The sequence below is a fragment of the Dactylosporangium vinaceum genome (assembly GCF_019904175.1).
In the GTDB taxonomy this organism is placed as follows: Bacteria; Actinomycetota; Actinomycetes; order Mycobacteriales; family Micromonosporaceae; genus Dactylosporangium; species Dactylosporangium vinaceum.
This window is the reverse complement of the sequence record NZ_CP061913.1, coordinates 5,721,659-5,736,922: the sequence shown is the minus strand read 5'-3', so window position 1 is coordinate 5,736,922 and position 15,264 is coordinate 5,721,659. Positions and strand designations below refer to the sequence as shown.

Sequence of the window (15,264 nt, the reverse complement as noted above, 5' to 3'; positions counted from 1 at the left end):
CCGCGGTGCTTTCACTGGGTGGGGCAGCCGGACGGTGGGTCGTTGTACTCGTTCGTGTAGATCCGCACCAGCATGCGGCGGCCGCCGTACTCCGTGAAGGTCCACAGATGCCCGTTGCCGTCGCTGTCCACCCAGTAGCTGACCTGCTCGGCGTTGTCCACGTAGACGCCCTTGGCCGGGCACACGCCGTCGCCGTCGTGCTCGTACCACAGCTCGCTGCTGTCGTTGCCCGGCACGGTGCGCGAGATGTAGAACTCGGCCCGGCCCGAGGTGGCGTTCGGGCGCTCCATGACGCCCTGGATGCCCTCGAAGTTCGTGGTGGCCAGTCGGGTGGCGGTGACCGGCGTGGCGGAGCCGGTGGTGATGCGGTTGACCAGGTCGGCCGTCGACCAGTTGACGATCCGGGCGGGGACGGCGGAGGCGGTCATGTCGGCCGGGTTGCGGTACTCCGAGGACACGATGGAGTTGTCCGACCACTGCAGCGAGATCCCGGAGAAGCACAGCCCCGCGTTGAGGCTCGTCGGCGTCGTCGTGCAGCCGGACGGCGTGGTGGCGAACTGGCCGACCTGGACCATCACATAGCGGTAGCCGGCGGCGCAGACCCGGCCGCCGACGACGCCGATGTCGTTGACGCCGGGCGCGCCGCCGCCGGTGCCGCAGGTGGTGTCGTACGGGATCTTGTACGTGCGGCGGGTGTCGAACACCTTGAACCCGGCGCCGTGCCAGGAGACGAACAGGTACGGGCCGTACCAGACCGCGCCGCCGCCGTGCACGTCGCAGATCGGCGCGATGACGTTGCCGTTGCCGGTCGGGGCGACGAGCAGCACGTGGCGGTACGCGCTGTGGGTGCCGTCGGTGTACGGGCGCTGGATGAACATGGCCCGCAGGTTCACCGAGCGGCCGGCGTCGTCGGGGACGCTCGTGCAGCGGCCGCGGTTGCCCGCGTTCGCCGCCTGCCGCCACAGGCCGACGATCTCGTCGCCGCCGGCCGAGTAGCCGCTGGACTGCTGCGCGTCCTGCGAGCTGGTGACGGCCTGCGGCACCCACGCGTCGGACGTCTCGTCGGCGCCGGAGAAGCACCAGGCGGCCAGGGTGTACTTCGCGTCGGCGTCGGCCACGGCGGCCTTCGCCGAGGCGCACTGGCTCGCCGACTTGTAGTACATCTGCTGGTTCGTGTGGCTGTACACCTGGGCCAGGCCGGCGCCGCCGTCGGAGCTCAGCGAGCCGTCGGCGAACGCCGCGTCGACCGGCGCCTGGTTCGTCGCCGTCCACACGAGCTTCTGCAGACCCGCGGTGCTCTTGCCGGAGTCGACGACCGGCTTCACGTTGTCCCAGGCGACCGCCCAGGCGCTCGCCGAGCCGGTCAGGGCCGCGGTCACGGCCATCACGAGTACCGCTGCCGTCTTCCTCAACTCGCCTCTCCGATCTTGTGGCTGTAGGTGCGGGTCACGCCGCCCTTGACGCCGACGCCGAGGGAGCCCGACACGCCGTACACCGGCTTGCCGGTCTTGCCGTCCCAGCCGACCGTGACGCAGCCGCTGGCCACGCCGCCGGCGCAGTACGCGGCCCCGTTGTCGTTCATGCTCGACATCGGCTGCGGGTTGACGCCGACGGTGATCATCGAGCCGCCGGACGCCCCGGCGGTGATGCTGCCGCCGACGAAGACGTCGCCCCGGCTGGTGATGGTGATGCCGACGCACAGCCCGACGCAGATGTTGACCGAGAGGTAGATCTCCGGGCCGTGGCGGTGCGCCTCCTTGTGGTACGTCCACGCGTCACCCGGCCGCGTCTCCTTCTCGCCGCCGATGTAGAGCGCGATCTCGGTCGCGACGGCGTGCTCGGGCAGGACGTTGATGTGCGCCGGCGGCCGCTTCAGCGCGGTGCACCACGACTCGTCGCCCTTGGCCGCGCAGTGCTCCTCGTAGGCGTCGGAGCCCCGCTTCACCTGAGCGTCGTGCGAGCTCTTGCCCGACCGCAGCCGCTCGGCCGCGTCGAAGCCGTCGTCGCAGGCGGCGGGCGAGCTGAACCCGGCGTTGAAGGAGCGGCACGCGGCCCGTGGGTTGCCGCCGTGGCGGACGCCGGGCGCGTCGTAGCAGCCCATCAGGGGGCAGAAGATCGGCCCCTTCGGCAGGTTGATGCCGTGCGTGACGAACGGGCCGTAGACCCGCGGCTTGCGCGGCGGAATGTAGTGCTGGTAGGGCGGCGTGGGCTTGCGCCGCGGCGGGATGTAGTGCTGGTACACCGGCTGCTTGCCCCGCCGGTAGTACTGGATGTAGTGCACGACCGCCTTGACGAGCCGGTGCACGGCGTTGGCGATGCGGCCCCAGATGCTGCCGCCACCGCCGTCGCGGGCCGGCATCCGCCCGTCCGGGTCGCTCAGCGTCACGGGGTTGGCGTCGGCGTAGTTGTACCCCTGGATGGCCTGTGGATCGTCGTGCTCCATGATCGGGTCGAGGCTCACGAACCGGCCGACCGTCTGGTCGTACTCGCGGGCGCCGATGTGCAGCAGGCCGGTGCTGTCCTTGGTGCCGTTGACGAGCCCCTTGTCGGTGACCCACGGGGCCGGGCCGCCCCGCTCGGCGCCGAACGGCGTCAGCCAGCGCCGCACGACCGCCTGGGTGGCCGCGTCCACCTCGATGGTGCCGGTGCCCTGCTGGTCATCGACCTGCCAGGTCAGGCCGCTGCCGGTGGTGCGCACGCCGATCACCTTGCCGGCGTGGGTGAGGTACCGGGTCGCCGTCGCCGCTCCCCCGGCGCTGCGCAGCTCCTGGCCGGGCAGGCTGAGCGTGTTGCCGGACGGCTCGTGCTTGATGAGCCGGTTGCCGGCGGCGTCGTACACGTAGCTCGACGTGCCTGTCGCGTCAGTGCTCGTGGCAAGGGTGCCGTCGGCGTTCCAGGTGAGCGTCTGCGTCGCGCCGGCGGTGCCGTTGGCCGGGCGGGTGAGCGTGTTGCCGGCCTTGTCGTAGGTGTAGGCGGCGGTGCCCGCCCCGCTCGTCGTCATCGTCTGCAGCGTGTGCGGCTGGCTGGTCCGGGCCGCCGGGTAGGTGTAGGACCGGCTCACCGACGTGGTCTTCGTGCGCTCCGTCGACGTGGAGCGGTTGCCGACCGTGTCGAAGGTGTACGAGTTCCAGTAGGGGGCCGGGCCGCCGAGCGCGGACTGGCTGCGGGCGGCGTCGCAGTCCCCGCCGGCCGGCGTCCACGCCTCGGCCAGGCGCTGGGCGAAGTCGTAGCCGAAGCACTGGTTGTCGCCGGCGACGAGGTCCTTCGCGCTGAGCAGGTTGCCGGAGGCGTCCCACGTGAGGTGCACGTCGGCGACCTCGCTGGGGCCGGTCTCCCGGGTGGTGTGGATCTGCTCGAGGCGGCGGGTGCCGGGCTCGTAGTCGTAGGCGGTGTCCAGCCAGGTGCCGGTGCCGTTGCGCCGGGCGATCATCCCGAGCTCGCCGTAGCGGGTGTACTGGGTGCCGTTGACGAGGAAGACGTCGTCGCCGGTCGGCGAGATGCTCGTCTTGAGCGTGTCGGGCTGGCCGAGGGCGTTGTACCCGGTGGTCAGCTTCTCCTTGGCCAGACCGCCGAGCGCCGGCATGGTCGTGGACGCCTCGGCCCCGCCGGCGGTGTAGGCGAACGAGTAGGAGTAGGTGCCGGCCAGGCCGGACTCGCTCGGCGGGATGGTGATCGTCTCGCCGGTCGGCTGGTAGAGGTCGTTCATGCCGTCGATGCGGGTGGTGTAGGCGGCCGTGCCCACGTAGGAGCGGGAGCGCAGCTGCTGGCCGTTGACGACCAGGTTGCCCACCGCGAGCGGCACGGTGTCGTAGGCCCAGTCGGCCAGCAGCGGCCCGGTCACGGTGCCGCTGTGCCGCTCGGTCATCCGCCCGAGCCCGTCGTAGACGTACGCGAGGGTCTTGCCCTCGGCGTTGGTCGTGGTGAGCATGTCGCCGGTGTCGTTGTAGCTGCTGGTCGTGGTGCCGCTGTCGGGGTCGTCGCGGCTGATGACGTGCCCGGCGAAGTCGAAGGTGTACGTCCACGGGTTGCCGGCGGTGTCGGTCTCCTGGGTCAGGTGGCCCTTGCGGTCGTACGTGTACGTCAGATCGGTGAACGCGGTGCCGCCGAGCGCGGTGTGGTACTGCCGCTGCCGCACGGTCCGCCCGAGGACGTCGGCGTAGGTCGAGGTCGGCATCGCGCCGGCCGGCGGCACGACGTCCACCCGGTCGCCGCCGTAGGTCGTGGTGGTGTGCCACCGCTCGACGGCCTTGATCCGGAACGTGGAGGTGGTGACCCGCCCGGCGCCGTCGTAGGCGGTGATCGTCTGGGTCGGCACCTGCACGTCGTCGAGGTGCTTGACGAGCGTCGGGTCGGTGACGCTTATCGCGCCGTCCACGACGTAGGCGCCGTTCTGCTTGAACTGCCGCCCGGCGCTGTCGTAGAAGGTGTCGGTGATGACCCGGCCGCCGGCGGCGGTGCCCTCGGCCGTCTGGGTCTGCCGGGGCCGGTCCTGCCCGTCCAGGAACGCGGCGCTGGTGCGGTAGCCGGTGCCGTTGCTGTCGAGCTGGTTGGAGATGGTGACGCTGCCGCTCTTGCGCACGAAGTAGGCGAAGCTGACGCTCGGCGTCTGGCCGGCCGTCCGGTTCGGCATCCACACCGCGGTGGTGCGCCCGAGCGCGTCGAACTGCTGCAGGGTGGTCTTGCTGTTCTTGTCCACCACACTGAGCTGCTCGCCCCAGGCCGGGTCGAACGTCGTCCTCGTCTTCCACCCCTGCTGGGTGAGCTCCTCCGTCGCCGTGACCGGGCCGCCGGCGGTCGGCGTGTAGGTCGTCCTGGTGGTGTTGCCGCGCACGTCGGTCGCGGTCAGGACGCGGCCGTAGTCGTCGTAGGTGGCCTTGGAGGCGGTGATGTACCGCGACGGGTAGCCGACGAGCTCGTCGGTCTGCGTGACCAGGCCCTTGCTGGGCGCGGCCAGGCGGGCCCCGCTGTCGTAGAGGGTGTAGGTGTCGGAGACGACGTCGGCCTCGGTGAGCCCGGCCTGCTGGGCCCGGGTGCAGTCGACGGCGAACTGCCGCTCGCGGCTTACCGCGTCGAGGATCCAGGCGGTGCCGTTGCGGGCGTAGTCGGTGATCGTGCAGTTCTGGTCGTCGGTGACGGCGTCGTCGCCGAGGTCCTCGTGCCGGATCGCCATGCCGTAGTCGTCGAACACGGTGTTCTCGGTGGTGGAGCGCCAGCCGCGGCCGCCGTCGAGCTGGACCCGCTTGCGCTCCTGGGTGACGGCGACGAAGCGGGACTCGGCCTTGACACCGTCGATGGTCCGCGTGGCGGTCGGCGGATCGGAGCGCCACGGCACGTTGACCGTCGCGCTGATCTCACCGCCGGTGAGGTCCTTGTACTGCCGCTCCTCCCGCACCAGCCCGGCGTAGAAGTCGCTGTCGGTGACCGCCGGGGCGCCGCCGGTCGCGGGCAGTGTGACCGAGCGGGTGGCGGTGCCGGTGCCGAACTTGTCGCCGTCCATGCCCCGGAAGTAGGTGGTCTCGGCGCGCACGGCGTCGCCGCCGGTGCCGCTGATGGTCCGCACGAGGTCGTAGCCGCGCCACACCGACCACGTCTTCGTCTTGTCGTCGACGAGCCCGTCGTCGTCGGTGTAGCGCCAGGCCGGCGGGTTCGGGTACTCGTAGCTGGTGACGACCGGCACCGAGCGCTCGTCGGACGGCAGGGCGTTGTCCTGCTGCGTCACCCGGCTCACCACGTACTTGTGGAAGTAGTCGAGGGTCAGCGCGCTCGCGCCCTCGGGGGTCCAGTAGACCGGGAAGCAGCGCAGGGTGTTGTTCCACAGCGCGGTCTTGTCCGGCACGCGGGTGCCCGCGACGCAGTCGGCGTCGGCGTAGGTGACGTTTATCGTGCCGCCGCCCTCGGTCTCGACGGTGCTGATCCGCCACCAGTTCATCGCCGGGGCGAGGTCTGTCGCGTCGACCCGGTTCGGCTTCTGCACGCCGACGAAGTGCACGTCGGGCAGGACGACCTTGGTCCGGGGCGTGGGGTCGGTGGTGCCGGCCAGGCCGGTGTGGCCGATCGAGTCGAGCCACAGCCCGGCGCGGGTGGTGTCACCCGGGTCCGGGAACGTGTGCTTGAACGTCCACTGGTCGACGGGCTTGCCGGCCACCTTGGTGGTGAGGGTGCCGAGCCGCTTGGTGGTCCAGAACGTGGGGCTGCCGTTGTAGCAGGGGCTGGCCGTGCACTGCATCTTCCACGGCGTGTCCGGCCAGTTGGTGGCGTCGTGGGTGCCGCAGGCGGCGGTGACGCACCTGTCGGCCTCGCCGAAGTCGACCTGCATGGGCGCTGTCGCGTAGGCGGTGGTGGAGCGGGTGCCGTAGTCGATGCGGTCGAGCCAGCCGCCGCGGGTGTAGCCGGCCAGGGTCGTCGCCGAGCCGGCCTTCGCGTAGGAGTTCTTCTCGACCTGATACCAGTACGACATCGTGTTGCCGCTGGGGTCCACGACGTAGTCGAGGTTCCACCGCCACGCCCGGTCGCAGCCGGACGCGGCGAACGTGCTGGCGTGGCACGGCTCCTTGTCGTTGTTGCCGAACACCGGCACCGTCCAGGCCGAGTTGGTGACCGGGTTGCCGGAGACCCAGCCGGGCAGCTGGTTGCGGCCGAACCAGTACTGGGTGCCGTCGGTCTCGGTGACCACCCACCACTGGCCGTCCTGGTCGCCGTTGACGGCCTTCTCGGTGCCCGACTTGAGCTCGATCCGCGCGCCGTCCTCGGACCGGCCGTGCCACCGGCCGTCGGTGCCCTTGAGCAGCTCGGTGGACTGCCCGTTGAGGTGCAGCACGGCGTTGTCGGTCTTCCAGCACAGGTCGCCGGTCTTGGTGGTGTTGTTGGCGCCGTTGCCCATGTCGCTCTGGCAGGACACGAACTTGCGCTCGATGGCGCCGGTGGACATGTCGAAGCCCTCGCCGAGCCACGACGGCTGGTTGTTGGAGGCGGCCATCGAGCCGTCGATGGAGCTGGAGGAGTACGACAGGCCCAGGTCCGGCTCCGGCCCGTTCAGCCCCGGCGGCATGCGCAGCGGATACTGCCAGGTGAAGTCGCCGGCGCTGTTGCCGCCCTCCCAGCTCGACGTGGCCTTGAGCGGGGTGGCCGAGTAGTCGCCGGCGGGGCCCTTGGGCTCCTCGACGACGGCCAGGGTCGCGGCCGCGGAGACGTCCGCGCCGAGCGTGCGCCGCGCGACGTCGTTGGCCGTGTCCAGGGGCTTCGCGGTGCAGGCCGCCGTGAGCGGGGTACACCCGGACAGCTCGACGAGGCCGAGGGATGACGCGGCGCCCCCGCTGTAGCCGCCCTCGAAGTCGCGGTAGTCGACGTCCACGTGCACCGTCGTGCCATCCGCGCCGGACAGCTGCACGACGAGCCCCTCGACGCCGGTGGCGCGGGTGGCGGCTCGGTCCAGCACCCGCACCGGCAGGTCGCCGGCGGCCGGCGCACCGGCCGCGCGGACGTACACCGGCAGGGCACCGGCTCTGACCCTGTCCCGTCCGAGGTGGACGGTGGCGGCGCCTTCAGGCCAGGACGGAGCCTTGATGGTGTACTGCGAGCCGGTGCTCGTCGCCGCCGGCGGGTCGTAGCGCATCGGCTCGCCCGGCAGCGCGGCGTCGCGCTGGGCGTGCAGGTGCCCGGCCGCGGGGTCGGTGAACCCGTGGTCGGCGGCGACGACCGGCAGCAGCGCCAGGATCAGCGCGCCGATCCCGATCCGCGTGCGGGTGGACGTCATGGCGGGCCCCTTCCTCATGCGGCGTACAGGGCGGCGACCTGGGCGGCCGGCATGGCCCCCTGGTAGACGCGGACGTCGTCGATGGCGCCGGTGAAGAAGTCGCCGGTGCCGAAGCGCTGCCGCCCGATGTCGAACACACCCGACGAGGCCCACATGCGCCCGGCGATGGAGCCGTTGAGCGACCCGTTGACGTAGATCTTGAAGTTGCCGGCGGCGGCGTCGTACACGCCGACCAGGTGCGTCCACACGCCCACGGCCGCGTCGGCGGTGGAGCGGGCCGAGTAGTACGACGGGGTGCCGACGTCGACCGTCGGGACGAAGAACTGCCACTTCTTCGTCACGTAGTCGTAGCGCAGGAAGATCGCGCCGCGGGCCGTGCCGCCCTGGCCGAGGACCTCCTCGTAGGTGGTGGTGCTGTCCAGGCGGACCCAGGCGGCGACGGTGTAGGACTGGTCGCTGCGCAGCGCCGGCCCGGCGGTCGTCGCGGCCACCGTCGCGCCGTCGCCCTGCAGCGCCGAGAACGCCGAGCTGTCGCGGTCCTCGACGTAGAACGCCGTCGCGGTCGGGGTGGCGGTGCGCTGCCACGGCGTCGAGTCGGTGCCGTCGCCGTCAAGGGTCCAGCGCCCGACGAGGTCGGCCGCGAGGGGTGCGACCTCGCCCGGGCTCAGCACCCGGTTCCACAGCCGCAGGTCGGCCAGGCCGCCCTTCCACTTGTTCTCGAAGGTGGGGCTGTCGTTCCAGAAGTCCCCGGCGAGCTGCAGCCGGGTGGCGGCGATCGCGGCCGGCTGGGCGGTCGAGCCCTCGAGGACGCCGTTGACGTAGAGGTACACCATCCTGGCCCCGGCGTCGTAGACGGCTGTCAGGTTCGTCCACGCCCCGGCCTGGATCGCCGAGGTGCTGAAGGTGTTGACGTGGGTCGGCGCGACGGTGTCGGTCTGCGGCATCGCGAAGCGCCACTTGTTCGTCGAGGCCCGGCCGAGCAGGAACGAGCTGGAGTGGGTGGCCGGGGCGCTGACCACGCTGCGGTAGTCGGCGGTGTCGCCGTCGCTGCGGGCCCAGACCGACACGGTGAAGCTCGTCGAGGTGTCGACCACCGGCGCGTTGACGGTGGCGGTGTCGTCGGTGCCGTCGAACGTCACGGTCGCCGGCGCGGCCTTGCCGGGGCCGGGCTGGAACCGTCCGGCGACGCCTGTCGCCGGGCCACCGGCGGGCACGGCGGCCGGGGCGCTGCCGGCGCTGTCGGCGAAGGCGGCGTCGTCGAGCTTCCAGTAGCCGTTCGCGGCCGTGGCCGAGCCCAGGTTGAACGCGTACTCGGTGACCGGGCTGATGTGCCCGGCCGCGTCGAGGCTCACCACGTAGAGGCGGCTCAGCCCGCCCGAGGTCGGGTCGGCCGGCGCCGGCGGCGGCGGGGTGACCGCGAGGGTCGCGCTCGCCCCGGCGGCCACGCTCACCTGCGTGGTCGGCGGGTCGGCCCAGCCGTAGCGGTAGGCGGTGACGTCGGCGACGCCGGACGCGGTGAACGTGAACGGTGCGGTCCGGCCGACGGCGCCGTACACCTGGTTGAGGTCGCTGCCGTAGACCGGCGACGACACTCCCGGCGCGAGCGCGGGGCCGATCAGGTCGACGGTGAACTCGCACCATCCGGTGGGGCTTGAGCTGTCGGTGCCGCTGGTGCTGCCGTACGTCCATGGATCGACGGTCTTGGCCCGCCACTGGTAGATGCCGCCCTGCGCCAGCCCGGACCTGATCTGCACCGAGCCGGTGCCGCCCTTGGCGAGGCTGTTCATCTGCCCGCTGCCGAGCGCCGTCCAGGTGCCGGTGCCGCTGTTGTACTGCTGCCACTCGAAGACGGCCTGCAGGTCGGTCTCCGGGTCGGGGTCGGAGACGACGGCGCGCAGGGTCGGCGTCGCGGTGGACAGCACCGGCCGGCCGGCGCCGGTGGTGCAGCCGCGCCCGTCGGTGCTGGCGCTCGTCGGCGTGGCCGGCGGGGAGTTGTAGTCGACGGTGAGCTTGGTGTCGGCCAGCTTGAACTTCTTCCAGCGCTCGCCGATGCTCTCTCCGGCGGTCGCACCGCTGAACGCGGTGAGCGTGAACGCGACCTCGCTCACGCTGTTGCCGGCGGCCGTGTTCACCGCCGACGTCATGCTGCCGCCGATCTCGAACGGCTTGTCCGGCTGCGGGTCGTCGGAGCAGCCGCCCGAGCTCGACGTGCTGCTGGGCTTGTGGGCGTGGCCGGAATACTCGCCCATCTTGGCGCCCAGGTCCGGCCCGTCCCAGGTGATCTTGCCGGACCCGGCGCCGGCCACCTGGTAGAGGCTGAACGGCGTGTTGGCGCAGCTCCACGAGTGCACGATCGTCGAGTGGAACTGGGCGGCGAAGATGCGCTTCTTGGCCAGCCCGCTCACGTCGAAGGTGAAGTAGGCGCGGTACGTGGCCCCGCTCGACGGGGACTTGCCGACCCGCACCTCGTTGTCGTTGTTCTCGTTCTTGCTGTTGGAGTAGGCCCAGCGCTTCTCGCCCTTGGAGTAGCTGGGGTCGATGTACACCGGGTACTGCGTGTCGGCCGCGCCGAGCAGCGACAGGTCCGGCCGCAGCACCAGGGCGCCGCCGTCGAGCGTGCTGGCCGCGACCGACTTGCGGGTCAGGTCGCCGGGCGCCTTCGCGGTGGCCCCGGCACCGGCGTCCCACATGAGCGCGCGGCTGCCCGAGGCCGCCACCGCGCCGGTGCGGGAGGTGAACCGCAGCTCGCCGTCGGCCGAGACGCCGGCGGTCAGGTCGGTGCCGGCCAGGCCGAGCCGGATCGTCTGCAGCTCGGAGAGCTGGGCCGCGGCCCGGTTCTTGACCACCAGCACGTGGGAGAACCCGTCCTCGGTCGCCCGCACGACCAGGTCGACACCGGGCAGCGCCTCGGCATAGGTGGCGGCGTCACCGCTGACCGTCGGCGCACGCAGCACTGTCGGCCAGGTCAGGGCCAGCCGCTGGCCGCCGACGAGCATCGTCGCGAACGGCCCGCTGCCGCCGGTGGAGAACGCCACGTCGGCGGCCGACAGCACCGGGCGCAGCCGCCCGTCCGCCATCCGCAGCGCCGGGTCCGGCGTGCCCCAGGTCCCGTCGCCGCGGCGCACCCGGGTCGGGACCGCCGACTCCTCGAAGTGCATGCTGCCGTCCGGCCGCGCGAGCCAGGTCTGGGTCTCGGTGGCCCGCTCGGCGACCTCGACCGCGCGGCCCTCGGCCCGCGCCTTCGTGACCGCGCGGGCGTCGGCCGCGGCCAGCTGGGCGGCGCTGAGCGGCCGCGCGTCCGGCGCCGCGGCGGTGGCCGTGGCGGTTGCGGCCGGGGGCTCGGCGTGGGCCGCCGACGGGCCGGCGAGGGCCGCGGCCAGCGTGACGAGGACTGTCGAGCCGGTCGCGATGCGGCGGAGGGGCCGGGTTAACGCTGGGTTCACGCGCCGGAACGCTACCGGTACATATTTCGATGCGCCTACGGTTCGGCCGCTCACTTTCCATACGGAAACGTTTGGACTTCGCCCACCCGGCCCGGGGTCGTACGATGCCGAATGAACGGGGGTTCGACATGACGTTTGCGGTGCCCGCGGGGCCGCCGGATCCGGCGCGCGCGCACAGCCTCGACGACCTGGTCGGCTGCCTGCGCGGGCTGAAGACGTGGGCGGGTGACCCGTCGTTCGACACCATCACGCGGCGGATCAACACGCGCTGGCGCGCGGCCGGGCGGCGGGCGGACGAGCTGGCCCGGCGCGGCACCGTCGTGGACTGCTTCAAGACCGGCCGCCGCCGGATCAACGCCGAGCTGGTGGTCGCCGTGGTCCAGGCGCTGCACGACTACCCGGACTACCTGGCCCGGTGGCGCCAGGCGCTGCGCGACGGCCGGGTCGGGACCGAGGCGGCCGCCCGGGTCCGGGTGTACGACCGGCTCCCCGACGACGGGCCCGGGTTCGTCGGCCGCTGCGCCGAGCTGGCCGCCATCGGCGAACCCCTGACCGTCCTCACCGGCATGCCCGGCGCCGGCAAGACCGCACTGGCCGTGCGCGCCGCGCACCGGCTGGCCGCCGCCGGCGACTTCGACGTCGTGCTTGTCGCCGGTCTGCGCGGCCGGCACCCGGCGCTGCCGCCGGTCGAGCCGGCCCAGCTCGCCGACGAACTGCACCGCCGGGCGGCCGGTCGCCGGGCACTCGTCGTGCTGGACGACGCGGCGTCCATGGAGCAGGTCCGGCCGCTGCTGCCGGCCACCCCCGGCTCGGTCACGCTCGTCACCTCCCGCCGCCGCCTCGACGGCCCCCGGGTCGAGGTCGAGCCGCTCCCGCCGGCCGACGCCGAGCGGCTCCTGCTCCGGGCGGCGCCGGGCGTCCCGGCCGGCCCCGACCCGGCCGCCTACCGCCGCGTGGCCGAGCGGTGCGGGCACCTGCCGCTGGCCCTGACCGCGGCGGCGGCCGAGCTCACGGCCCGCCCCGGCTGGACCGTCACGGACCACGCCGACCGCCTCGACGAGCGCCGCCGGCGCCTCGAGCTCGACGGGCGCGTCGAGTCGGCCCTGCACCCGTCGTACCGCGCCCTGCCCGGCCGGGCCCGGGACCTCCTGCGCGGCCTGGCCCTGCACCCCGGCCCCGACTTCGGCCCCGAGGCCGCCGCGGCGCTGCTGGCCACCCCCGCGGACCTGGAGCGCCTCGCACGCGAGCACCTGATCCGCCCGCGCGCCCCCGGCCGCTACACCCTGCCGGACCTCGTCCGCGTCTACGCCGCCCGCCGCGGCCACGACGAGGACCGCCCCGCCGATCGCACCCTGGCCCGGGCCCGCCTGCGCGCCGCGGTCGCGCCCTGACCGTCAACCCCGCCGCGCCCCCTACCGCCCGTGTAGGGTTTCAGGGGCCAACGACCGCGATCGCCCGAGGAGCCCCATGACGGCCGACGAGTTCGACCCGCGCACGCTGCTCGCCGACAGCCGCCTCGGCGTCCTGGCCACCATCAAGTCCGACGGCCGCCCGCAGCTCTCCCCCGTCATGCCCTTCTACGACCGCGCGGCCGGCGCCATCTACGTCTCGATGACCGAGGGCCGCGCGAAGACCGCCAACCTGCGCCGCGACCCGCGCGCGACCCTGGAGGTCACGAGCGGCGACGGCCGCGCCTGGGCCACCGCCGAGGGCATCGCCACCCTCACCGGCCCCGGCACCGACCCGAACGGCCCGGAGGTGGAGGCCCTCGTCGCCTACTACCGCCGCGCCGCGGGCGAACACCCCGACTGGGCCGAGTACCGCGCAGCGATGGTCGCCGACCGCCGCGTCCTCATGGCCATGACCGTCGACCACGTCTACGGCGCCCGCATCGGCTGACCCCGCACACCCGCGCCGGGGTCGACCCCGCGATCGGCTGGACGCGCTCCGACGTGGACCGCGTCCTGGCCTGGGTGGCGCGGCCCGGCTAGCCGGTGACGGGCTCGCCGACCTCGATCGTCCACAGGATGTCGGTCAGGTGCTGGACGGCCTTGGCCAGGTACCGGCGGTAGGTGCTCAGCGGCAGGTCGAGCACCGCGGCCGCGGCCTCCTGCGTCGGCGCCGGCCGCACGTAGGTGCGGTGCAGGACGGCGTGGAGCTGCCCGCCCTTCGGGAGGTCGCCGACCTGGACGACGGCGGCCTCGATCGTTGCCCGCAGCCGGGCCGCGTCGGCGCCCAGGGCGGGGCCGAGCAGCGGGCTGGCCGCGAGCCGTTCGGGCCGGTGCAGGGATTGCAGGGCGGACCGGACAGCGGCGTCGAAGCGGGCGCGGTGCAGCGGTGGCGGGCGCAGCAGTGTGGCCGGGGCCGGGCCGGTGCCGCCGGTGTGGCCGCGCTCGTACATCAGGTCGAGCCAGGCGGCGACCGGCAGGCGGCGCCAGTCGATGCCGAACGCGACGTGGGGCAGGCCGCCGACCTCGACGCGGACCAGGGGTGCGAACGCGAGGTAGTCGAACTTCGGCGCCCAGAACGCGTCGTCGACCACGACCACGAACGACCACGCCAGCGGGCGGGTGAGCCACTCGATGAGGCTTGACACCGGGCCCGCGACCACCATGTAGGGGTCGCGCTGGTGTTCGCGGACCCCGGCGGCGAAGCGGTTGATCAGCACGTGCTCGCCGGGGCGGATCGGGCCCTCCCGCGCGACGTGGCCGAGCACGGCCCGCACGACCGGGTCGCGCTCCTCCAGCGGGGAGCCGCTCGGGCACAGCACGTGGTGGGCGAAGCCGGCGACGCGCCCGCCGTTGCGCACCACGGACAGCCGCTCCGGCTGCTCGCCCAGCCAGGCGCGGGCGAGGCCGGCGCTCGCCGTACCCTCGAAGCGTTCGACGGCGGCGCACACCTGCTCGTGCTCGTCGGGGCGGGCCGGGACGACGGCGGCCGAGCCCTGCGTGCGCAGCGCGGTGATCACGGCGCCGAACGGGCCGTGGCGGTGGACGAACAGCAGCTGGTGCGCCGCGGGCTGCCGGTGCGGGCCGGCGGCGGTGCGCAGGGCGGCGACCGCGTGGTCGAAGACCAGGCGCTCGTGGGCCCGGTAGCGCTCGGGCACGCGGCGCTGGAACTCGGCGTTGAGGACGTCACGGGCCAGGTCGTGGACGGTCAGCCCGCCGGGCCCGCTCGTGACGAAGGGCAGCCGGGCCAGCCACTGCCACACGGCGGGGGCGTCGGCGCCGACCGTCCGGGCGAGCAGGTCCTCGGTCGTGGACCAGGCGATCGCGCAGGTGGCCAGGCCGGTGAGCTGGGGCTGGGTCGGGACCTCGCCGACGAACGACCGCAGCAGGGTCGAGATCAGGTCCGGCGCGTCGGCCAGGGTGCCGGGCACCTGCCCGCGGACGGCCAGGTCGGCCAGCAGCGCCAAGGTCAGCGGGTGCCCGGCGCCGAGCGCGCTCAGGTGCGGCCGCACGGACGCCGCGACGCCGGCGTGGGCCAGCAGCTGCGCGGTCTCGTCGGGGCTGAAGGCGTCGAGACGGTACACCGCCAGCAGCGCCCGCCACCCCGCGTCGGCACGCCAGGGCGCGGACGGCGGCTCCCGGCCGGCCAGGACGACCACGGTGTCGGCGCTCAGGGTCGGCAGGAACTGCTCGCGCAGCCACCCGTCGATCGGGGCCAGGTGCTCGTAGCCGTCCACGAGCAGCACCGCCCGGGCGGGCAGCGGCCACCCGGTGGCCGTGCGCAGCCCGTCCGGGGAGGGGTCCACGTCGCGCCCGTCGACCTGCACCACGGTCCGCCGGGCCGCCCGCGCCCGGGCGCCGAGCTCCGCCAGCAGCGTGGTCTTGCCGATGCCGCCCTGGCCGTGCACGAACAGCACCCGCCGCGCCGAGGCCCCTCCGGCGGCGGCGTCGAACCCGGCGAGCTCGGCCCGGCGGCCGACGAACCGCTGCCGCCGGGCGGTCTCGAGCACCTCGCCGAGCGACGCCGACACGTCGTCACCTCCACCTGCACTCTGCATCGCCGCGCGCCGGTTGAACAGCGTTTGGCCACTATCTGACCTGGCGGGTGAGCACCGCCCGG

The 15,264-nt window shown here is 73.4% G+C and carries 6 protein-coding genes; 2 read left to right on the top strand and 4 right to left on the bottom strand.

The genetic code is table 11. The features are described from left to right. Positions 1–11: 11 nt before the first annotated feature. Genes Dvina_RS25690 through Dvina_RS25680 form a run of 3 tightly spaced genes read right to left on the bottom strand, consistent with a single transcriptional unit; the run spans position 12 to position 11,196 of the window. Complete coding sequence (locus tag Dvina_RS25690; RefSeq protein ID WP_223105005.1) at positions 12–1,412, bottom strand: hypothetical protein; 1,401 nt, start codon at positions 1,410–1,412, stop codon at positions 12–14. Next, positions 1,409–7,753 carry an RHS repeat domain-containing protein gene (locus tag Dvina_RS25685; RefSeq protein WP_223105004.1) on the bottom strand — a complete coding sequence of 2,115 codons (6,345 nt, stop codon included), beginning with the start codon at positions 7,751–7,753 and terminating at the stop codon, positions 1,409–1,411. The genes Dvina_RS25690 and Dvina_RS25685 overlap by 4 nt, the downstream gene beginning before the upstream one ends. A 14-nt stretch (positions 7,754–7,767) precedes the next feature. Beyond that, positions 7,768–11,196, bottom strand: a complete 3,429-nt coding sequence (locus Dvina_RS25680; protein WP_223105003.1) for a LamG domain-containing protein — start codon at positions 11,194–11,196, stop codon at positions 7,768–7,770. 104 nt (positions 11,197–11,300) lie between these two features. On the opposite strand from Dvina_RS25680, the gene Dvina_RS25675 reads away from it, so the two are divergent. After that, positions 11,301–12,587, top strand: coding sequence for a hypothetical protein (locus Dvina_RS25675; protein WP_223105002.1), 1,287 nt, complete (start codon positions 11,301–11,303; stop codon positions 12,585–12,587). Positions 12,588–12,663: 76 nt separating this feature from the next. Continuing rightward, a complete protein-coding gene (locus Dvina_RS25670) occupies positions 12,664–13,095 on the top strand; it encodes a PPOX class F420-dependent oxidoreductase (protein WP_223105001.1) in 432 nt (143 codons plus the stop codon). 88 nt (positions 13,096–13,183) lie between these two features. Here Dvina_RS25670 and Dvina_RS25665 read toward each other — a convergent pair whose 3' ends face one another. Continuing rightward, positions 13,184–15,175 (bottom strand): ATP-binding protein, encoded by a 1,992-nt coding sequence (locus tag Dvina_RS25665; protein WP_246656448.1) that lies wholly within the window; start codon positions 15,173–15,175, stop codon positions 13,184–13,186. Positions 15,176–15,264: the final 89 nt, after the last annotated feature.